The 21,892-nt window shown below is 59.6% G+C and carries 18 protein-coding genes; 3 read left to right on the top strand and 15 right to left on the bottom strand.

From position 1 onward, the window contains the following. Positions 1-25 precede the first annotated feature (25 nt). From tatC to EL18_RS04380, 10 genes are all read right to left on the bottom strand, one after another. Entirely contained in the window at positions 26-820 is a 795-nt protein-coding gene (gene tatC / locus EL18_RS04425) for a twin-arginine translocase subunit TatC (protein ID WP_051914159.1), read from the bottom strand. 44 nt (positions 821-864) lie between these two features. After that, positions 865-1,440, bottom strand: coding sequence for a Sec-independent protein translocase protein TatB (gene tatB, locus EL18_RS04420; protein ID WP_036480165.1), 576 nt, complete (start codon positions 1,438-1,440; stop codon positions 865-867). A gap of 43 nt (positions 1,441-1,483) precedes the next feature. Beyond that, entirely contained in the window at positions 1,484-1,705 is a 222-nt protein-coding gene (locus tag EL18_RS04415; RefSeq protein ID WP_036480163.1) for a twin-arginine translocase TatA/TatE family subunit, read from the bottom strand. A gap of 35 nt (positions 1,706-1,740) precedes the next feature. After that, positions 1,741-2,844: an ABC transporter ATP-binding protein gene (locus EL18_RS04410; RefSeq protein WP_036480161.1), complete on the bottom strand. Its 1,104-nt coding sequence runs from the start codon at positions 2,842-2,844 to the stop codon at positions 1,741-1,743. 36 nt (positions 2,845-2,880) lie between these two features. Next, positions 2,881-3,606, bottom strand: coding sequence for an SMC-Scp complex subunit ScpB (gene scpB / locus EL18_RS04405; RefSeq protein ID WP_036480159.1), 726 nt, complete (start codon positions 3,604-3,606; stop codon positions 2,881-2,883). Beyond that, on the bottom strand, positions 3,603-4,409 hold the full coding sequence (locus tag EL18_RS04400; protein WP_051913767.1) for a segregation and condensation protein A: 807 nt from the start codon (positions 4,407-4,409) through the stop codon (positions 3,603-3,605). Before EL18_RS04400 ends, scpB begins: the two co-directional genes overlap by 4 nt. 71 nt (positions 4,410-4,480) lie before the next feature. Next, positions 4,481-5,497, bottom strand: a complete 1,017-nt coding sequence (nagZ, locus tag EL18_RS04395; protein WP_036480157.1) for a beta-N-acetylhexosaminidase — start codon at positions 5,495-5,497, stop codon at positions 4,481-4,483. Positions 5,498-5,589: 92 nt separating this feature from the next. Then, positions 5,590-7,911, bottom strand: a complete 2,322-nt coding sequence (locus EL18_RS04390; protein ID WP_036480155.1) for an SPOR domain-containing protein — start codon at positions 7,909-7,911, stop codon at positions 5,590-5,592. Between the two features lie 99 nt (positions 7,912-8,010). Further along, entirely contained in the window at positions 8,011-9,768 is a 1,758-nt protein-coding gene (gene argS / locus EL18_RS04385; RefSeq protein ID WP_036480153.1) for an arginine--tRNA ligase, read from the bottom strand. Positions 9,769-9,845: 77 nt separating this feature from the next. Then, positions 9,846-11,081: a deoxyguanosinetriphosphate triphosphohydrolase gene (locus tag EL18_RS04380; protein WP_036480151.1), complete on the bottom strand. Its 1,236-nt coding sequence runs from the start codon at positions 11,079-11,081 to the stop codon at positions 9,846-9,848. Between the two features lie 70 nt (positions 11,082-11,151). Here EL18_RS04380 and erpA point away from each other — a divergent pair, with 70 nt between their 5' ends. From erpA to xth, 3 genes are all read left to right on the top strand, one after another. Then, positions 11,152-11,502, top strand: coding sequence for an iron-sulfur cluster insertion protein ErpA (gene erpA / locus EL18_RS04375; RefSeq protein ID WP_036480148.1), 351 nt, complete (start codon positions 11,152-11,154; stop codon positions 11,500-11,502). An 82-nt stretch (positions 11,503-11,584) separates the two neighbouring features. Continuing rightward, positions 11,585-12,649, top strand: coding sequence for a polysaccharide deacetylase family protein (locus EL18_RS04370; protein WP_036480146.1), 1,065 nt, complete (start codon positions 11,585-11,587; stop codon positions 12,647-12,649). A gap of 76 nt (positions 12,650-12,725) precedes the next feature. Next, positions 12,726-13,517, top strand: coding sequence for an exodeoxyribonuclease III (xth, locus tag EL18_RS04365; RefSeq protein ID WP_036480144.1), 792 nt, complete (start codon positions 12,726-12,728; stop codon positions 13,515-13,517). 51 nt (positions 13,518-13,568) lie between these two features. Here the strand turns inward: xth and EL18_RS04360 are convergent, their stop codons facing one another. The 5 genes from EL18_RS04360 to EL18_RS04340 all read right to left on the bottom strand — a co-directional run bounded on the left by EL18_RS04360 (position 13,569) and on the right by EL18_RS04340 (position 21,810). Beyond that, a complete protein-coding gene (locus EL18_RS04360; protein ID WP_036480143.1) occupies positions 13,569-14,363 on the bottom strand; it encodes a tetratricopeptide repeat protein in 795 nt (264 codons plus the stop codon). Continuing rightward, positions 14,350-16,074, bottom strand: a complete 1,725-nt coding sequence (gene ilvD, locus EL18_RS04355) for a dihydroxy-acid dehydratase (RefSeq protein WP_036480141.1) — start codon at positions 16,072-16,074, stop codon at positions 14,350-14,352. Before ilvD ends, EL18_RS04360 begins: the two co-directional genes overlap by 14 nt. Positions 16,075-16,256: 182 nt before the next feature. Beyond that, complete coding sequence (locus EL18_RS04350; RefSeq protein WP_036480138.1) at positions 16,257-17,189, bottom strand: TerC family protein; 933 nt, start codon at positions 17,187-17,189, stop codon at positions 16,257-16,259. A gap of 252 nt (positions 17,190-17,441) precedes the next feature. Further along, positions 17,442-18,599, bottom strand: a complete 1,158-nt coding sequence (locus EL18_RS04345; protein WP_036480136.1) for an outer membrane protein transport protein — start codon at positions 18,597-18,599, stop codon at positions 17,442-17,444. Between the two features lie 361 nt (positions 18,600-18,960). After that, a complete protein-coding gene (locus tag EL18_RS04340; protein ID WP_036480134.1) occupies positions 18,961-21,810 on the bottom strand; it encodes a valine--tRNA ligase in 2,850 nt (949 codons plus the stop codon). Between the last annotated feature and the right edge of the window lie 82 nt (positions 21,811-21,892).

The raw sequence follows: 21,892 nt of genomic DNA, 5'->3' as shown, positions 1-21,892 counted from the left end.
ATAGCGCTCGATGAACGGATGCGGTCTACTCGCCTGTTTCGGCTGCCTTGTCAGAAGCCGTTTCAGCTGCTGCCGCTTCTTCCCGCTCAGCGCGTCTGCGCTCCACCATCCGGGCACTCCAGATCGCAACCTCGTAGAGAAGGATGGTCGGAATCGCAAGACCGATCTGGCTGACCGGATCCGGCGGCGTGAGGATGGCAGCGGCCACGAAAGCAGCTACGATTGCATATTTGCGCTTGTCGGCAAGCCCCTCGGAAGTCAGCAAACCGACGCGCGCCATGAGCGTCGTCACCACCGGAAGCTGGAACACCAGCCCGAAGGAGAGGATCAGCGTCATGATCAGTCCGAGATATTCGGACACTTTCGGCAGAAGTGAAATCTGCACTTCGGCATCGGGTCCAACCTGCTGCATCGACAGGAAGAACCACATCACCATGGGCGTGAAGAAGAAATAGACGAGTGCCGCACCGATCAGGAACAGGATCGGTGAAGCGATCAGGAATGGCAGGAATGCGTGGCGCTCGTTCCTGTAGAGCCCGGGAGCCACGAATTTGTATATCTGCGAAGCAATGACCGGAAAAGCCAGGACAAGACCGCCGAACATGGCGAGCTTGATCTGGGTGAAGAAGAATTCCTGCGGCGCCGTGTAGATCAAATCGACCTTGTCGGCATCAAGGCCGGCCCAGCTAGTCGCCCACTGAAAGGGGATGACGAGCAGATTGAATATCTGCTTTGCAAAGAAGAAGCAGACCAGAAACGCCACGAAGAAGCCGCCAATGGCCCAGATCAGCCGTTGGCGCAACTCGATCAGATGTTCCATCAGCGGGGCTGACGTCGCCTCGATATCGTCTTCGTCGTGAGAACTCACGCGCCGCTTCCTGTCTTCTTGGTTGTTGCCGGCCTGGCAGTGGCAGATTTTGTCCCACCTGCCCTCGCGCTCTTGGGCTTTGCAGCGGTTTTCGATGTGCTACGGGAGCCGGATGGAGCCTTCTTCGCAGCTGAAGCGGCACTCTTGGCCGTAGCTTTACCTGCCGCGGATGACTTTGCCGTTGCGCCTGTCTTCACCGGCGCCTTGGCCACGGCGTCGCTTGCCGCCGGCCGGTTGCCTTCATCAAGCTTCGGCTGCGAAGCCTTTGGCTTCATGGCCTGATCCAGCCCCGCACGAACATCCTTGCCCGCTTCTTCCAACGGACTCAGATGCTTCTTGATTTCCCTTCGCGGGTCCAGCTTGCGAGCGTCCTTGACCAGTGTCTGGACGTCCTCCAGTTCCGCCTCCCGAAGGGCTTCATCGAACTGCTTGCGGAAATCACCAGCCATACCGCGGATCTTCGACGTGGTGCGCCCAAAGCCGCGCAATACGCGCGGCAAGTCTTTGGGCCCGACAACCACGATCAGGACAATCGCGACGACGAGCAGTTCCGGCCAGCCAAGATCAAACATGTATCAAGCTTCCGTGCAGGCGTCACAAGTGACGCCGCGAATGTCAGGACTTGGTGGCTTTTTCCTTGGACGGCTTTACCGGCTCATCCGCCCGATGCTCAACGGTGCGGGTGTCTTCCGCATCCTCATCGTCCGCCATGCCCTTCTTGAAGCTCTTGATGCCCTTGGCCATGTCACCCATCAGCTCGGGGATCTTGCCGCGACCAAAAAGCAGAAGCACGACGACCAGAACGATAAGCCAGTGCCAGATGGAGAAGGAACCCATGATAATTCTCTTTTGCCTGTTTCCTGAAGATTGATTTATGCGGTTTCGTTCTGTCTTTCAAACACTAGAACGTCCGAAGGGCGAACATTAATACGAATGTCTCGTATACCGGGTGACAGAATGCCAGCTCGCACGCGCGCATGCACATGCTCGTCGAGACCGGAAACCGCCAGTTCCAGAAGCTCCACGACGCCCAGGAACCGCCGCGCGACGATGCGTGCAGCGAGCCCCTCGCCGTCCTCCGAGACATCGAAGCCTGCAAGCCGGATCGCCACGGTCAGGGGCTGGCCGTCCGCCATCCCGGCTGCCGGAAATGAACCGAACGGTGTCTGAGCCTGCTGATTCTGCGCGCGACACTCGATGCGGTTGATCTCGGAAAAGAAGCCCGCAACGAAAGGATCAACCGGCTGAAGATACAGCTCCTGAGCCGTACCCACCTGCACAAGCTTGCCATCGCGAAGCAGCGCGATACGGTCGCCCATCCGCATGGCCTCTTCAGCATCATGCGTCACTACTATGGCCGTAGCGCGGCTTTGGCGAAGAATCGCGAGCGTTTCCGCACGCACCGAATCCTTGAGACGCGAATCCAGGCCCGAAAAGGGTTCATCCATCAGCAAGACCGCCGGTCGCGGCGCGAGAGCGCGCGCGAGCGCAACACGCTGCTGCTGCCCCCCGGACAGGACATGCGGATAGGCCTCTGCCACACCCTCAAGCCCCACGCGTTCCAGGGCGATCATTGCCTCCCGCCTCGCTTCTTCGCTTGAAAGCGCGGTCAGGCCGAAGCGGACATTTTCAAGTATGGTGAGGTGGGGAAACAGAGCGAAATCCTGGAAGACAAGCCCGATCGACCGTTCCTCTGGCGGCAGGAAAACATTGGGGCCGGCAATCTCACGATCATTGAGAACAACCTGACCTTCGGATTGCGCCTCGATACCCGCCGCAATACGCAAAAGTGTCGTCTTGCCCGAGCCCGACGGCCCAAGCAGGCACAAAACCTGACCAGGCTCGGCCTCAAGCGTCACATCGCAAAGCGTATCCTTGCCCGGCGCAAACCGGTGGCTGATATTCTTGAAGGCAAGCCGCGCGGCAAAGGTAACACCGGCGGTAACCCGGGCCGGCTTTTCCCTCATGTCGTTCATGGCTGGAGCGTCTCGCGCGGTTGATCCGTAACCGGGTCAATCATCCTCGACGCGCGGTGTCAACAGACCGAGCTCCTCGAAGTCGATATCCGTCAGCGGATCTTCGTCCTCAGTCAATGCATCCGCGTCCACAGGCGGCTGGGGAACCGCAAAGCCGGAGGGCATCCGCCCCGATAGAAGCCCGGCCCCACGCAGCTCGTCCATGCCTGGAAGATCGCGGAGTTCCTCAAGCCCGAAATGATCGAGAAAATCGGTGGTCGTGCCATAAGTGACGGGGCGGCCCGGTGTCCTGCGACGCCCGCGCATCCGCACCCAGCCGGTTTCCAGCAGAATGTCCAGGGTCCCCTTGGAGGTCTCGACACCACGGATCTCTTCGATCTCGGCGCGTGTAACCGGCTGGTGATAGGCGATGACCGCGAGCATCTCCAGCGCGGCGCGCGAAAGCTTCTTCTGCTGAACCGCATTGCGGCTCATCAGGAATGCGAGATCACCTGCCGTGCGGAACGCCCAGTTGTCCTCGACACGAACAAGGTTCACGCCCCGTGTCGCATAATCGCGAACAAGCGCTTCCATCACCTTGCTGATATTGACGCCCTCCGGCAGCCGTTCCTCAAGCATGCGGCGCGAGACAGGTTCGGCACTGGCGAACACGATGGCTTCCGCCATGCGCTTGGCATCACTGAGCGCTACTCCGCCTCCGACGCTGCCGTCATCCCCTTCAGACGAGCCGAAAATCGGTATGACATTGGCACGATCACTCATCCCGCTTCCCTCTTCGGACGCGTAAGGTCCGTGGTGTTGCGCATATAGATGGGCGCGAACGCCTCCTGTTGCCGGATCTCAAGTGCACCCTCACGGACAAGTTCAAGACTTGCCGCGAAGGAACTTGCAAGCGCTGTCGCCCGGTCGCGCGGGTCATCGATATATTGGAGTAGGAAGCGGTCCAATGCCGTCCAGTCCTTCAATTCTCCAACGAGCCGCGTGAGGATGTCGCGCGCCTGTTTCAGCGACCAGACGCCACGCTTGGCTATGCGCACATTGGTGATCGCGCGTCTCTGGCGCTGGGCTGCATAGGCGGTAAGCAGGTCATAGAGCGAGGCCTCGAAAGTACTGCGCTTGTCGACAACCAGTTGCTCCGGCATGCCGCGCCCGAAAACCTCACGCCCCAGTCGATTGCGATTGACCAACCGCGCTGCGGCATCACGCATGGCCTCCAGGCGCTTCAGCCTGAATTGAAGGACCGCAGCCATCTCTTCACCAGAAGGCTCCTCATCATCCGCTTTCTTGGGGATCAGCAACCGCGACTTCAGATAGGCAAGCCAGGCGGCCATGACGAGATAATCGGCGGCCAGTTCAAGCCGCATGGAGCGCACCTGCTCCACGAATACGAGATACTGCTCGGCAAGAGCGAGGACTGAGATCTTGGACAGGTCAACCTTCTGATTGCGTGCCAGATGAAGCAGGAGATCAAGCGGTCCCTCAAAACCGTCAACATCTACGGTCAGAGCCGGCTCGCTGACGCCACGGTCTGAATTTGCTTCCGCGTCCGACCACAGAGGATCCATGGGGGTTGGTTTCAGCCCCCCTTTCTGCCCATCCTGTTTCGTCGCTTCTGCCAAGCTGCAATCCGTTCTGTTCAGGCAGCCCTCACCAGACTGTCAAACTCCGCGCGCGCCACGGCTTCTTCCGTTCCATCACCCGCACCAAGCGCGGCAAGCGCTGTTTGTGCACGCTGTGAAGATCTACCGCTTAATTCAGGCGTGCTTTTGGCCACCTCGATCATGTCGCCCATCGTGCCGTCACAGTGAAGGACAAGATCACACCCGCCCGCAAGAACTGCTTCCGCGCGGCTGCGATAATCCCCAGAAAGTGCGTTCATGGAGAGGTCATCGCTCATGAGCAGACCGTCAAAGCCGATTTCCTGTCGGATGATCTCGTTGATCACCTTCGTCGAAGTGGTGGCCGGTCGCTCGGGGTCGATCGCTTCATAGACCACATGCGCCGTCATCGCCATGGGCAGATCGTTCAGCGCCTTGAACGGCACGAAATCATGCGCACGCAGTTCATCCATCGTCGCCGAAACGCGCGGCAGTGCCTTGTGGCTGTCGGCGCCCGCGCGCCCATGACCCGGCACATGTTTCATCACGGGCAGGACGCCCCCAGCCATCAGACCCTCAGCTGCCGCACGACCAAGCGCGATCACGGTCTGCGGGTCCTTGGCAAAGGCGCGATTGCCGATCACGTCATGGGCACCCTCAACAGGCACATCAAGAACCGGCAGGCAATCGGCGGTGATACCAAGCTTTCGAAGGTCGAATCCATGCAACCGCGCCATAAGCCAGGCCGCGCGCAGTCCTGCCTCCCGGTCCCGACGATAAACCTCGCCAAGCTTGGCAGCCTCCGGATAGTTGTCAGCGAGCGGTGGCCGCAGACGCTGCACACGCCCGCCCTCCTGATCGATAAAGACAGGCGCATCGGAGCGTCCGATGCTCTCGCGCATGCTGGCGACCAGGTCGATCACCTGTTCACGCTCAGCGATGTTGCGGGCAAAGAGGATGAAGCCCCATGGCCGCTCGGCTGCATAGAAGGCTTTTTCATCGGCGGTCAGGCTCAGGCCCTTTGCGCCGAGGATCATGGCTTTTGATTCGGTCATGAAGAAAGGTTATGCGCCCACATACCCGGCGCACAAAGAAAAAAGCGCCGCCCGTCAGGGCAGCGCTTTCACCAACACATGTAGTGGCAGGACTACTTGGATACGAAGCAGCTGCCGCCGGCGGATTTCAACTGCGAGCAAAGCTGGATCGCATCATCCTTGGAGGATGACGGGATACGAACCCGGTAATAGGTTCCCTTGCCCGCAATATCCGCCTTCACGATATTCACGCCACGGCCCTGCAGGAGATTTCCATAACGCTGGGCCATCTGCTGATAGGATTGCTGCGCACCGGCGGCCGAAGGCTGAGAAGCGATCTGAACCGACCATCCCGAACTTGCGGCAGGAGCTTGGGGCGCTGCAGGCTGCGCGGCGGCTGGCTGCGGAGCGGCCGGTGCACGTGCAGCGGCAACCTGCTGCTGAGCGGGAGCCTGAGGCTGAACTGGAGCCGCCTGTGCGGCAGCCGGACGTGATGGCCGCTGCGTCGGAACTGCAGATGGCGTTGCTGGCAGCGAGACCTGCTGCACCGCAGTCTGTTCTTCGGCAGCTGTATTGCCAGTTTGCGTATCGGCCGGCGCCGCTCCTTCAGCCGTCTGTGGCTGCGGTTTTGGCAATTCACGCGGAGCCATGGTGCCATCGGGACGAACAACCAGGGAGCGCACCATCCGTGGCGCCAGCGTCACCGTGTCGGAGCCGGCGGAACCATCCTGATCACCCGCTGTCTCAAGACGTTCCTCGCTCTTTGCCGTATCGGCCGACGCAACTGGCGACGGCTGTGAAGGAGCGGCTGGGACACGCGCAGCGACATCGATCGGCTCCTCGGTGGTGGAGACCAGTTCGGTCTGCTCTGCCTTTGGCTCGTTGCTGGCGCCGGAGACCTTCTTGTAGACCGGATTGTCCTGGTTGGGGATCTGGACCCCGCCCGGATTCTCCGGCCTTACCTTGATCGGCCCCTCGTCGGCGCGAACGATCACCGGACCGGAAGAGGCCTCGTCACCGGAACTGAACGCGTAATAGCCAACGCCACCCAGGATGAAGATGCCCAGAGCGGCCGCAGCACCAGCCATCACGTTGCGCGACTGATACCATGGCGCGGCCGTGTGATAGGGAGGCTCAGCACCGGGCGCAGGTGCCAGACGCGCTTCAGTCTCGTCGAAATCGCCCCAGCTGGGGTCGACAGGCGCTCCGAAATGCGGTGCGGCCTGAGCGGATGCACCAAAGGCAGCAGCGCCCTGTGCGCCGGGCTGATAAACGGAGTCGAAATAGTCGTCGTCATAGTCCGTCTGCGCGGACGCTGTTGTAGCAGCAACTGCGGCAGCAGGTGCAGCAACGGCAGTTGCAGCCGCGGCTTCAGCCCATTGCGGCTCCGGCTCTTCCGCTCCCACTCCGCTGCCTTCACCGAACGCGCCCGAAAGCAGTTCCTCGAGGTCGTCGAACTCGCCCTGCACAGGTTTGTCGCCGTGATAGTCGACTTCTGGAAGATCAAGCTGGTCGGTTTGAGGCACGGCCTCATCTGGAACATCAACCGTATCGATCTCGGGCTGGCTGTAGCGAGACGTTTCGGCGCCCGTCGGCTCGACCGGCGCAGATGCGGCGTATGCAGCTTCCTCACGGGTTTCGGTATCAGTACCGAGTTCCACTCCGAGTGAAGCCTGCATGCTCTGCGAAAATTCCTGGAACAAGGCTTCGCTCGACCAATCATCGGATTCCGCCTGCGCTTCTGGCTGGGGATCGACGGCTTGCGGCTGGGCAACCGGCTGGTAGTGGTTGTCCCCCGCCACCACGCGGTCGGCAGAGAAATCCGGGCGCGAAGCAGCCGCCCGTGCGAAGTCGAAGGCTGGCTCTGGCTCCGCCGCATCTTCGCTGGAAGCCTCCTCAGCCGGGGAGAAATCGTCCGCCACTGCTGCGAATTCTTCTTCCATCGCGAAATCGTTGTCGAAAGCCGCGAGATCATCTTCGCTCAGTTCGAAACCGAGATCATTCTCGACAGGCTGCGGCGCAGGCGCCGGTGCCGGCGCGGCTTCAACGCTCTGCGGCTCGGGCTGCTCCTGAAAGTCTTCGAAGGCTGCCGTGAATGAAGCATCGAAATCCGCGTCACTCAGGAGATCGCCAAGATCTTCCTGCGCATCGGCCTGAACCGCTGGTTCCTGTTGGGCTAGAGGCTCCGCCCGCTCGCCGCCACGGAACGGAAGCACCTCCGCCTGGGGCTCTCCATGAAAGTTTTCTCGAGCCAGGTCACCCAGAAGCTCACTCTCAAGATCAAGCGCAAGGTCATCCTGCGCCTGGCTGGAAGCTGGAGCTTCGCTGGAAGATGATCTCGGATCATGACCCATGATCCGGGTCAGCTCGGCGAAAGGATCATCTTCCGCGACAAGATTTGGCTCTACGCGATTGGCGAAATTACTGTCGGCCATGCCTTTTCCCACGCTTGGTCGGACGCCGGCGACGTCACACTTACTCTAGGGCACTACCAGCGCAATGTGGGCAAAAGGTGACAGGTTTTCCCCTGAAAATCAGCGCATTTCCGCGGGTGCACCGGCCCCCACGAGCGCCAATCCGGACGTCAGAACGTCCAGGACCGCCTGCACCAGACCCAGCCTGGCGTAAGACAAGTCTGGCTGGTTAACCTTAATAAAGCGTAAGTCGTCATTGTCACTGCCTTTGTTCCACTGTGCGTGGAACTGGCTGGCCAGATCATAGAGGTAGAACGCAACCCGGTGCGGCTCGAGTGCTTGCGCTGTACTTTCGACCAAGCGCGGATACTCCGCCAGCTTGCGTATGAGCGCCAGTTCGCCCTCATCCGTCAGCAGGTGGAGATTGTTCTTGAGCACATCCCTGTCGATCTTCTCGACACCCAAATGCTCGCGCGCCTGCCGGAAGACGGAGTGGCAGCGTGCCGAGGCATACTGGACATAGAACACCGGATTGTCCTTCGACTGCTCGGTGACCTTCGCGAAGTCGAAATCGAGCGGCGCATCGCTCTTGCGATAGAGCATCATGAAACGTACGGCGTCGGGCCCGACCTCGTCGATCACCTCGCGCAGGGTCACGAAATCCCCTGCCCGTTTGGACATCCGAACCGGCTCGCCATTGCGGTAGAGCTTCACGAGCTGGCACAGAAGGGCGGTCAGCTCCAGCTCGCCATCGGACAATGCGCGCGCAAGCGCCTCGAGGCGTTTCACATAGCCTCCATGATCGGCGCCGAGCACGTAGATCAGATGCTCGAAGCCACGCGCATATTTGTCCTTCATATAGGCCACGTCTGCAGCGAAATAGGTGAAGGCACCATCCGACTTGATCAGCGGACGATCGATATCGTCACCCACCTCGGTCGAGCGGAAAAGCGTCTGCTCCCGATCTTCCCAGTCTTCGGGAACCTGACCTTTCGGAGGCGGCAATGTACCCTTGTAGACATGCCCCTTCATGGTCAGATCAGCGATGGCAGCACGGATTGGACCGCCATTGTCCACGTGAAGTGACCGCTCCGAGAAAAAGACATCGTGGTGCACGTTCAACGCGGCCAGATCCTCGCGGATCATGTCCATCATGGCGGATATCGCGCGGTCCTTCACGATAACGAGCGCTTCCGTCTCAGGCTTTTCGAGAAGCTTGGTGCCGAACTCATCCGCCAGCGTCTTGCCCAGCGGCACGAGATAGTCGCCCGGATAGAGCCCCTGCGGTATCTCGTCGATCTTCTCGCCCAGTGCCTCGCGGTAGCGCAGCATGACCGAGCGCGCGAGCACATCGATCTGAGCACCGGCATCGTTGATGTAGTATTCCTTCACCACATCATATCCGACGAAGGTCAGAACATTCGCCAGCGCGTCACCGACCACCGCACCCCGGCAATGACCCACATGCATCGGACCGGTGGGATTGGCTGAAACATATTCGACATTGACCTTGTGGCCCCGCCCCATCTCCGAGCGGCCATAATCGCTTCCCAGCCCAAGCATATCCTTCAGCCGCAAATGCCAGAACTTGTCCGATAGCCGCAGATTGACGAAACCGGGCCCGGCTATCGTGGCTTCCGCCACATCCGGATCATCTGCGAAGGAGGCTGCAATCTGCTCGCCAAGCTGCCGCGGGTTGGCACCAACCGCCTTTGCCAGAACCATGGCCGCATTGGTCGCCAGATCGCCGTGCGAAGGGTCGCGCGGCGGCTCGACCGTGACCCGGCTGGTATCCAGCTCGCCCCCATCGCGCGGCTTCAGCCCAAGCTCACCAATCGCAGCAAGGACCCGATCAGAGAAATCGGCAAATATGTTCATGGGGACATTCCAGATTGTTGCACTCGAGCGGCTTGGAACCGCAATCGTGAAGTCAGGGAAATTTCGATTGCCTGCGCCTATCGCAAAACGGCGAATCGGTCAAACAGGCCGCTGCCGAAGATGCGCTCATGTTCCTTGATGGCGTAGGTGTCTGTCATCCCGGCAAGGAAGTCGGCGACATCGCGCGCTCTTATCCGCTCATCGGCTCGATCAAGACCCTCGCGCCATCCTTCCGGCATCTCCCTCGGGTCCGCGAAATAGGCGTCGAACAACTCGCGCACCACGCGATCGGCGGCTTTGCGCACTTCCACCACTTCGGGATGCCGATAGAGATTGGCGTACAGAAACGACTTCAGTGTTTTCTCGTCAAGCGCCATTGTCTGCGAGAATGTCACCATGGTGTAACCCGCATCGCGAACATCGTCCGGCGAAGCCGGTTTCGCGGCAAGCAACTTTTCCTGGGCGCTGTTGATGACGTCCTCCACCATGACGGTGATCTGCCGACGCATCAATTCGTGCCCTGCCCGGACAGGATCCAGGCGCGGATAGCGTTCGTCCACCTTTTCAAGGATGCGACCGGGCAACGCGACTTCGCGCATCATCTCCAATGTCAGAAGACCGGAGCGCAGACCGTCATCGATGTCATGAGCATTGTAGGCGATGTCATCGGCAATTGCGGCACACTGGGCCTCCAGGCTCGCGTGACGCGACAATTCCATGTCGTGCAGCGCGGAATAGTCTAGAATGGCCTTGGGCACGGGGCCGTCGATACCTTCGCCTCCCCGCGTCTCGAGCGGTCCATTGTGCTTGACCAGCCCTTCAAGGGTCTCCCAGCTCAGATTAAGCCCGTCAAATTCCGCGTAGCGCCGTTCAAGCCGCGTAACCACCCTAAGCGACTGGGCATTGTGGTCAAAACCGCCCCACGGCTTCATCTTGTCATCGAGCGCATCCTCGCCCGTATGGCCGAAGGGCGTGTGGCCGAAATCATGAACCAGCGCGATCGCCTCGGCGAGATCTTCGTCGCAGCGCAGCGCGCGAGCCAGAGCCCTTGCAATCTGTGCCACCTCGATGGAATGGGTCAGACGCGTGCGGTAGTGATCGCCCTCATGGGCGATGAAGACCTGCGTCTTGTGCTTCAAACGCCTGAACGCAGTGGAGTGAATGATGCGGTCGCGGTCGCGTTGATAAGGCGTTCTGGTCGGGCTCTCAGGCTCCGGATAGAACCGCCCACGCGACTTTGCAGGATCGCATGCATAAGCTGCACGCGGCCTGTAACCAAATCCTATATCTTCAAAAACCGGAGGGGCAGACATTTTGGCCCTTGTTGACTCGCCGCAACCGCGTTCATACCTAGTGTAGACATGCGAAAGCAAGGTGACCGTTATGGGCGTTGATGCAAAGACAGATATGAAGGGCGTGGAACTGACCGAAGCTGCGGCCCGTCGGATTTCGAAGATTCTGTCTGACAAACCTGACAAGACGGCCCTGCGTGTTTCCGTCGAAGGTGGCGGTTGCTCCGGCTTTTCCTACAAGTTCGACCTGGTGAGCGAAAAGAATCCGGACGATGTGATCATCGAACGCGATGGTGCAAGCGTCTATATCGACGATCTGTCACTCGTCTATATGGGCGGCTCGGTGATCGATTTCGTCGATGATCTCATGGGTCAGTCCTTCCAGATCCGTAATCCCAATGCGGTCGCATCCTGTGGCTGCGGTACCAGCTTTTCGATCTGAAGTTACTCGGCAACTGCGATGTGGCGTTGACGCCCTGTATACAACTTGTCCCTAATACGGTCTGACGAGGGGACGGTTGCCGATGATTCCGGGCATTACGCTCAAGCGCTTCATGCGTCACACACTGATACGGACGGGCCTGGAAGCCATCGCGCTTTCCGGCCTTTCGCGCAAACGCTTGTCTGGCGGCGCGATCATATTCACGCTCCATCACGTCCGTCCCGAGCATAAGGGGCTGTCGAAGCCAAACCGTCTGCTCAGCGTCACCCCCGCTTTCCTCGACGAGACGATCCGCACCTGCCGCGATCTCGGCTTTCTGCCGATCTCCCTGGAAGACCTGCCGTCCCGACTTTGTGATCCCACCGATCACAACCGCTATTTTGTCTTCACGCTTGATGACGGCTACCGCAACAATGCCGAATTTGCCGCGCCCGTGTTTCGCCGGCACGATGTGCCCTACACGATCTTCGTGACCTCCGGTTTTGCCGCACGCACCCACAGCATATGGTGGGAAACCGTCGAGGCCTTGCTTTCCCGCCATGACGAGCTCGAATTCGATTTCGGTTCCGGCCCCTGCACAATTGCCACCCGCACGCCCCTGCAAAAGACGGTCGCCATCGACCGGTTCTCCCGATTCGTGCAGACCAGCGATGAAGACGCGGCCGTTCAGCAGATTGACAGGCTCGCCGCAGGACTAGGGCTCGACCCGCTTGATCTAGTCTCCCGCCTGACGATGAATGAGAAGGAACTTGCCGTACTTGCCACCGATCCGCTGGCAAGCCTTGGCGCACATACGGTCTCGCATGTGAACCTTACTCGCGTTGGCGAGGATCGTCTTCGCAAGGAAATCCTGGAATCCACAAAGGCGGTAGAGGCGATAGGCGGCAAGCGGCCCGCAAGCTTTGCCTATCCCTATGGCTTTGCCGAAGCCGTGGGTGATCGCGAGTTTGAAGCCGCCCGTGATGCCGGCTACTCCATTGCTGTGACCAACCGGCCCGGCCTCGTGTCTCGCGAATGCACGAATGCGCCCACAAGCTTCAACAGGGTTTCCCTGAATGGCGATTACCAGAAGGCGCGCTACGTACGCGCGCTGCTTTCGGGCGTTCCTTTCAAACTTGCATCCACGGCGTCAGCGCGTCCCGCCTGACCAGCCGCCATGGCTCATTGACGACGGAGCCTCAATGGCTACTGTGCGCGCCACCTAGCTGCGGATGGAATAGTCGATGAAGATTGCCACCTGGAACATCAATGGCGTGAAGGCGCGCATCGAAAACCTGCTTCACTGGCTTGAAGAAGCCGATGTGGACATTGTCTGCCTGCAGGAGATCAAGTCCGTTGACGAAGGTTTCCCGCGCGATCGCATCGAAGCGCTGGGCTATCATGTGGAGACACACGGCCAAAAGGGCTTTAATGGTGTGGCCATCCTTTCCAAGCTGCGTTTCGATGAGGTCCATCGCCGCCTGCCGGGGGATGAGGAAGATGAACAGGCGCGCTTCGTCGAAGGCGTTTTCTCCACGAACAAGGGTGTCCTGCGCGTGGTTTCACTCTATCTGCCGAACGGGAATCCGGTAGACAGTCCGAAATACCCTTACAAACTTTCATGGATGGAGCGCCTGCATCAATGGACGCAAGAGCGTCTGGCGCTGGAAGAACCGCTGGTTCTCGCTGGTGACTACAATGTCATTCCCCAGCCGCAAGACGCGAAGAATCCGCAGGCCTGGGTCGGTGATGCCCTGTTCCTGCCCCAAACGCGCGAGGCATACAGACGACTCGTGAATCTCGGGCTCACCGACGCCCTGCGTGCGACCACGCAGGAAGCAGACACCTACACGTTCTGGGATTATCAGGCCGGCGCGTGGCAGAAGAACAACGGCATCCGCATCGATCACCTGCTTCTGTCACCGGAAGCTGCAGATCAACTGCGCGCGGTCGAGATTGCGAAACATACGCGTGGCTGGGAGAAGCCGTCCGACCATGTGCCGGTCATTGCAGAGCTGGATTGCATGCCCGCCTGAACGAAAAAGCCGGCGCAAGGCCGGCTTCTTCCTGTTCTCGTTTTCTGGCGGTCAATCGATCCCGTTGACCAGATAGTGCTCGGCGCGGGCCATCGCCGTACGCCGGTCGGATTCGCCGGCAAGCGCGAAGGCTTCTTCCTGCCTGGCACGGATCCAGGGAATGTCTGATGGCGCCGCACCTTCGAGTGCGGTCGTCATGAGCGCCAGGCCTTCCACCGTCTGCCCGCGCTGGAAAAGCAGGTGACCAAGCGTGGCCTGTGCAGGCGCATGGTTCTTCTCGGCTGCCAGCTGCAGCCAACGGGCGGCCTGCTGAACATTCTGCGTTCCCGTATCACCCTCAAGGAACATGAGCCCAAGCTCGTACTGCGCATTGGCGTTGCGGTAGACGGCTGCAGCGCGCATGAAGAATTCCTGCGCGGCATGAGGATTGGGCCGGATCGGCGAGTTCTCGATTCCCTTGCGCAAATAGCGCCCAAGCGCGACGAGCGCATCGGAAATGTAGCTCTCGTCCTGGCTGCCCGGCTCTATATTCTGCTGGGCCACCGAGGAAAAGAACTTGAAGGCTTCATAGTCGTTGCGCGGAACGCCGTCACCTTCGGCATACATTCGTGCAAGTTTCCAGCGCGCACCCACCTGCCCTTTTTCAGCAGCGTAACGGTAGGCCTCGACAGCCTCCTGCTTCTTGCCGCTCTTGTAGGCGGAGAAGCCGAAGCGGAACATCGCCCACGGACTGCGATCCTTCTGGATCACAGTCTCCGGGTCAAGCGCGAGCGCAGGCGTGCCGGCCGTGAAGCCCAGCAGCAATGCGGTAGCGACGATCCGCTTCATGACATCAGACATCTGCATAGCAGTGTGTTTCCTTGGCTCCACCAGGATGGGTGACAGCACCCTTCACTGCGGGACCGACGGTCTGGGCATATTTCCAGATTGCGCCGGCCTGGTAATCGGTTTCACGCGGCTTCCACTCCGCCCGCCGCGCAGCAAGCTCTTCCTCCGAAAGATCAACATCGATCGTGCCTTCAACGGCATCGATGGATATCATGTCTCCGTCACGCAGCAGGCCAATCGGCCCGCCCACCGCTGCTTCAGGGCCCACATGGCCGATGCAGAAGCCACGCGTTGCGCCGGAGAAGCGTCCGTCGGTGATGAGCGCAACCTTGTCGCCCATGCCCTGGCCATAGAGCGCCGCGGTCGTGGCAAGCATCTCGCGCATGCCCGGACCGCCTTTCGGCCCCTCGTAACGGATGACGAGTACTTCGCCTTCCTTGTATTTGCGCTCGTTGACCGCGGCGAATGCCTCTTCTTCCGAATCGAAGCACCGTGCGGGACCGGTGAATTTCAGTTCCTTCATGCCAGCCACCTTAACGATGGCGCCTTCCGGTGCGAGGCTGCCCCGCAGACCGACAACACCACCTGTCTTGGTGATCGCGTTCTCGACCTTGCGAATGACGTCCTGCTGGTCATTCCAGGGAACATGCTCCATGTTTTCGGCGATTGTGCGGCCAGTTACCGTCATGCAGTCGCCATGCAGGTAGCCAGCTTCAAGCAGAGCCTTCATGAGAAGCGGTATGCCGCCAGCCTCGAACATGTCCTTGGCAACATATTTGCCGCCCGGCTTCAGATCGGCGATGTAAGGCGTTCTCTTGAAGATCTCGGCCACATCGAACAGGTCGAACTCGATGCCCGCCTCATGCGCGATTGCTGGCAGATGCAGGGCCGCATTGGTAGAGCCACCGGACGCGGCAACGACGGCAGCCGCATTTTCAAGCGCCTTGCGCGTCACGATATCGCGCGGGCGGATCTGTTTCGCGACAAGTTCCATCACCTTCTCGCCGGCCGCATAATTGAACCGGTCGCGCATCTCGTAAGGTGCAGGGGCGCCGCAGGAATATGGCAGGGCGAGGCCGATTGCCTCGGCGACGGTCGCCATGGTGTTGGCAGTGAACTGTGCGCCACATGAACCGGCTGACGGACATGCGGCCTGCTCGATCTCCAGAAGATCCTCATCCGAAATGGAGCCGACGGAATGCTGGCCAACAGCCTCGAAGACGTCCTGAACCGTGATCTGACGACCGCGATAGGAGCCGGGAAGAATGGAGCCGCCATAGATGAAGACGGCCGGTACATTGAGGCGCACCATGGCCATCATCATGCCCGGCAGCGACTTGTCGCAGCCTGCAAGGCCGACAATCGCGTCATAGCAGTGGCCGCGCATCGTCAGTTCGACCGAATCGGCGATCACATCGCGTGAAACCAGCGAGGCCTTCATGCCCTGATGGCCCATGGCGATACCGTCGGTCACGGTGATCGTGGTGAATTCGCGTGGCGTGCCGTTCGCCGAGGCCACGCCCTTCTTCACCACCTGCGCCTGACGCTGCAGCGAAATGTTGCACGGTGCGGCCTCGTTCCAGCAGGTGGCCACACCGACGAGCGGCTGAGCAATCTCTTCCTGGGAAAGCCCCATCGCATATAGGTAGGAGCGGTGCGGCGCACGGGCCGGCCCCTCTGTTACATGACGGCTTGGAAGGTTCTTCTTCGAGATTGCTCGAGAGTCCATGATCACCCTAGCCGCTTGGCACGGCTTCCTTTGACACGCGTAACACTTGTGACGTTACCGGGTTTATCCGGTGCGCCTGTTTTATGGCGGGAAGTTGGCAGTCCTGCCCCCGCCACCTTGTAGCGCATCGTGTCATAATAATGTGTTGCCGAACCGCAACATTCGGCAACACATGCAGGGTGTCAGTCGCGTTCCTCGACAGGTTCCACCGGTCCGTGGATGAGCGACGCTATCACCGAACCAACGATGATGAGTGCCGTCACGCCCAAAGCGAAAACGGAAGGAATATCAATGTAGTGCGACAACAGCATCTTGAACCCGATGAAGACGAGCACGAGTGAGAGCCCGAATTTCAGGTAGCGGAAGCTGCGCATCATGCCCGAAAGCACGAAAAAGAGCGCACGCAGACCGAGGATCGCGAACACATTCGATGAGAAGACGATAAACGGATCCTTAGAGATCGCGAGCACGGCCGGAATGGAATCGATCGCGAAAACAAGGTCCGTAAGTTCCACCGTGACCAGCACGACAAAAAGCGGCGTCATGAAGAGGACGCCGTTACGCCGCGTCAGAAACTGCGAGCCTTCATATTCGCTCGTGACCCGCCCCGTGCGCATGAGGAACTTCACAACACGACTTTCGCCCGGATCGATCATTTCGTCGCCCGACGTCATCATCTTGAAGCCGGAGAAGACCAGCAATGCGCCCAGCGCCATTGCGATGAAGTGGAACTGGTCGACAAGCTTCACGCCCGGGACAATGAGCGACAGGCGCATCACCACTGCGCCCACGATGCCGTAGAAGAGAACGCGATACTGCGCCTCCGGCGGCACCTTGAAGTAGCTGAAGATCAGCGCGATCACGAAGATATTGTCGAGAGACAGCGCCTGCTCGACGAGATAGCCGGTCAGGAATTCGGCACCGCGGTCGGCACCGCCGAAATAGAACACGCCGCCGGCAAAGATCATGGCGAGCGTCACATAGCCGCCAACGGTAAGGAGCGCCTCTCGCGTTCCGATGACATGGTCGCGCCGGTGCAGCACGAACAGATCAACGAAAAGGATCAGCGCAACAAAGGCCAGAAAGCTGGGCCACAGCCAGTCATGTAAGGTCATGGGTTTGGATCAGAAAAACAATGCGCTGCGTTGGCGCGTTGTCGATCGGTCCGACATCACAGGCAACGCCTTGCCTGCCAGAGGGGCCCGGCCCGGGTGACATGCAGATATTTGCTGCACATGAACATGCCTTTCAAGGGCACGAGCCATGTTACACGCAAATAAGTACGCAAACGCCCTCACCTGCCCCTGAAACGAAAAAGACCCGGCCGAAGCCGGGTCCAGAAACAGATCGGAAGATCTGCCGCGGTATTACCAGTTGACCTTGTAGGCAGCAGACAGAATGCCAGCCCAACCGGAGTCGACGGCCCAGCCGGTGTCGTCTCCAGCGAGCGGGCTGCCTTCAGTAACTTCACCGGAGGCAAGGTACGCAGCTGCAGCACCGAGGCGCAATTCACCGCCAAGATCATCCTTCAAGCTGATGCCTGCACCAAGGACCCATTTGTCCGTACGCAGGTCGTAGCCTGTGCTTACCCCGCGATCCCACTGAAGGCTGACAGCACCCGACATGCGGTCATTGAACACGTGGCCGACGCCACCGGTGACCGTCCAGCCATCGCGCCAGTAGTATTTGTTTTCACTGGTCGTGCCGCCTGCTGAGATCTGCAGCGTTTCATTTACAGACCAGTCAGTCCAGAGAACCGAACCGAATGCAAGCCAGCCAGGAGCGATACCACTCTGGACGCGCAGCTCAACTGTCTGAGGCAGTTCGCCGACGCCCATAGCTGGGCCACTGGCTAACGCACCGCTAGCCACACTAAACGTGCCATCCGGTGTATGAGAGGTGCCAGACTTGTAAAGTAGCTGAGCGCGCAGGGCGATATCTGGAATCTCGTAGCCGAGACCTGCCCGCCATCCGTAGGCATTGCCTTCAAGCTGCACGTTGTAAGGGACCATGCCGCTGCCAATTGACACGGGATAGGCATCAAGATTGTAGTCAAAGCGTTCAACGAACGCGCCGCCAAGAATTGCGAGGCGGCCCGGGCCGACAGGGACGAAATAGGCGCAGGTTCCGCCAAATTCGTTCACAACGAATTCTTCCGTGACGATTCCCTTGGCACCCTTCTTCAACCCACCAAAATCAGAATCAGCACCAAAGCTATCGGTATAGGTAACTGCACAGGATAGGCTATCGGTAATTCCGTACTTTATTCCTACGGATGGGATGGCATAGGTGCCAAGATAGTCTTGACCGACAAGGTCATCGCCAGCGCCGACACCCGTGACGGTGGGGTTCTTGCTCGTCTTCTGGCTCGGCGCAACGATCGTCACACCCGCACGCATGTTGAAGTTGCCGGGCTCGTACAGAATGTCCGTGTCAGCCGTGCCGCGCGAAAAACCGTTTGCCTGAGCGGCTCCGGCCATAAGGACCAGGCTCAGCGCCGTATACCCCATTCCCCTGAAACGCATGCGAGGACCTCCCTGAAAAAGCGTTTGTTGAGCGTGAGGATATCCAAGCTTTTTCAGGTTGCAATTGCTGTAAACGCACCGCCAAGCATGGCATTGCGCTTACCCTAACGTAAGGATCAGATTTGGCGGCCTGTTTCTTGACTGCGCGCATTGCCGCAATACGAAAAACGGCCAAAACAGGCCGTTTTGCTCACATTTTTGTCACCCAACGGTCACGATTTGAGCAATGTTGCAGCTATGCCACACACCGAGAAAAGATAATGCCGCGCCTTGAACAGACGCGGCATGACCACCTGAATGCGGATCAGCGGGCGCTTAAGGCACGCTCAGTCGATGATTTCGCACGAATCAGGACGTTTGATCATCCGGCAGCACGCACCTGCTCCAATGCCTTCTCGATCCGCGCCATCTGCTCCTGAAACTCCGCGAGCTTCTCACGCTCGGCTGCCACGATTTCCTCTGGAGCATTCGCCACGAATTTGTCGTTGCCCAGTTTCTTGTCGAGACGCGTTACTTCGCCCTTCAGCTTGGCAACTTCTTTCTCGAGACGCTTGGTCTCGGCCTCGATGTCGATCAGGTTGCCAAGCGGCAGGCAGAAGGTCGCGGATCCAAGCACCAGCTGTGCCGCGCCGCGCGGCACCGAGTTGGCCAGCGTCACGCTTTCAAGCCGCGCAAGGCGCTGCAGTGCTGCATCGTGGCGGGCAAGCCGGTCACGCACCGCCTCATCCGCATTGACAACAACCAGCGGCGCCTTGGCACCTGCCGGAACGTTCATCTCCGCACGCAGCGAGCGAATACCGGTGACAAGGTCGATCAGCCAGTTGAGATCGTCTGCCGCACTGTCATCCTCGAAATCGGGATTCGGCCACTTGGCCAGCGCCAGTACGTCCTCACGCGGGGTTTCGCCTGCAGTTTCGGCCCAAAGCTCCTCGGTCAGGAACGGCATCATGGGATGCAGGAGCTTGTAGGTCTCATCAAGCACATAGGCTGCACATGCGCGGCTTTCAGCCTTCGCAGCCTCGTCCTCACCGTTGAAGACAGGCTTCAAAAGCTCCAGATACCAGTCGCAGAACTGGCTCCAGACAAAGCGGTAAGCTGCCTGCGCCGCATCGTTGAAACGATAGGCCTCAATGGATGCGGTAACCGTGCGCGAAGCACGCGTCAGTTCGGTCAGGATCCAGCGATTGAGCGCAAGCTTTGCATCCTCCGGCGCAAAGTCCGGATCACGCGCGACACCATTCATCTGCGCGAACCGCGTTGCATTCCAAAGCTTGGTACCGAAATTGCGGTAGCCGGCAATGCGCGCGGGATCGAGTTTAACGTCGCGCCCCTGTGCCGCCATGATGGCGAGCGTGAAGCGCAGCGCGTCAGCACCATATTCATCGATCAGCTCCAGCGGATCGATGACATTGCCCTTCGACTTCGACATCTTCGCGCCGGTCTTGTCGCGAACCAGAGCGTGAACATAGACGGTGTGGAACGGCTCCTCCTTCATGAAGTGCAGGCCCATCATCATCATCCGGGCAACCCAGAAGAAGATGATGTCGAAGCCCGTCACGAGCACGGAAGTCGGGTAGTAGCGCTGCAGTTCCGGCGTTTTTTCAGGCCAGCCCAGCGTGGAAAACGGCCAGAGCGCGGAAGAGAACCAGGTGTCGAGGACATCCTCGTCCCGCGTCAGGATTTCACCCGGCTTGTAGTTCTCCAGCTTCTCTTCCACCCAGGCCTTCCAGGGGCCTTCATGGGAGATGTAGTGCTGAATGGCTGCCTCCAGCGCGGTTTCCTCGTCCTTCTCGACGAAGACCTGCCCGTCCGGGCCATACCAGGCGGGAATGCGATGACCCCACCATAGCTGACGCGAAATGCACCAGGGCTGGATGTTTTCCATCCACTCGAAATAGGTCTTTTCCCAGTTCTTGGGCACGAAATTGGTGCGCCCTTCCCTCACGCTCGCAATGGCGGGCTTGGCGAGCGTCTTGGCATCCACATACCACTGATCGGTCAGGAACGGCTCGATCGGCACACCGCCACGGTCGCCATGCGGCACCATATGCTTGTGCGGCTCGATCTTGTCGAGAAGGCCAGCTTCTTCCATCATCGACACGATGATCTTGCGCGCCTCGAAACGGTCCTTGCCTTCAACGGCTCCAATCGTGGCTTCAAGCTGCGGCGTACGCTCAAGCCCCTCGAGGAAATCCTCATTGTCGGCCAGAGTGACGGCGGCTTCGGTCGTCAGAATGTTGATCTGTTTCAGATCATGGCGCTTGCCGACATCGAAGTCGTTGAAATCATGCGCAGGTGTCATCTTCACCGCGCCCGTGCCGGCTTCCGGATCCGGGTATTCATCGCCCACAATTGGAATGCTGCGCCCCACGAGCGGAAGCACCACATGCTTGCCGATCAGGTCCTTGTAGCGCGGGTCATCGGGATGCACGGCGACGCCGCTGTCACCCAACATGGTCTCCGGTCGCGTCGTCGCGACTACCAGATAGTCGCGCGTTTCGTAACCGGCCGGTTCGCCATCAGAAGGCTTCCAGGCGGTGCGGTTGCCCTCTTCATCCAGATTATACGGATGCTCGTAGGTCACACCCGGCTCGAGCGGATAGCGGAAATGCCAAAGGTTCCCCTGCATCTCCACCTGCTCGACCTCGAGGTCGGAGATCGCAGTGAGCAGCTTCGGATCCCAATTGACCAGGCGTTTGTCCTTGTAGATCAGTTCCTGCTTGTAGAGGGTGACAAAGACTTCGCGGACCGCCTCGGAAAGCCCTTCATCCATGGTGAAGCGCTCACGTGACCAGTCGCAGGATGCGCCAAGACGTTTCAGCTGATTCATGATGGCGCCGCCGGACTCTGCCTTCCAGTCCCACACGCGCTCCACGAACTTCTCGCGTCCCAGGTCGCGGCGATGCTCGCCCTTGGCCGCAAGCTGGCGCTCGACAACCATCTGGGTGGCGATGCCCGCATGGTCCATACCCGGCTGCCACAGCACATCCTTGCCGCGCATGCGCTCGAAGCGGACCATGATGTCCTGAAGGGTATTGTTGAGCGCGTGCCCCATATGGAGCGAGCCCGTCACATTCGGTGGCGGAATGACAATGGTGAAGCTTTCAGCGCCCTTCCCGGCCCCTGCTCCTGCCTTGAAGGCCTTGGCCTCTTCCCAGCGCTCATTGATACGGGGCTCGACGCTGGCCGCGTCAAAGGTCTTTTCAAGCATGTGAAATTCCGCGCTTCTCGGGGCATTTGTGAATGCGAGTGGTAAAGCCCATGGGTATGGTCAAGTCAACTGGTGGCGAAGC

The organism is Nitratireductor basaltis (assembly GCF_000733725.1).
GTDB lineage: Bacteria > Pseudomonadota > Alphaproteobacteria > Rhizobiales > Rhizobiaceae > Chelativorans > Chelativorans basaltis.
The sequence above is the reverse complement of the archived record's forward strand: the minus strand, read 5'-3'. Positions and strand labels throughout refer to the sequence as shown.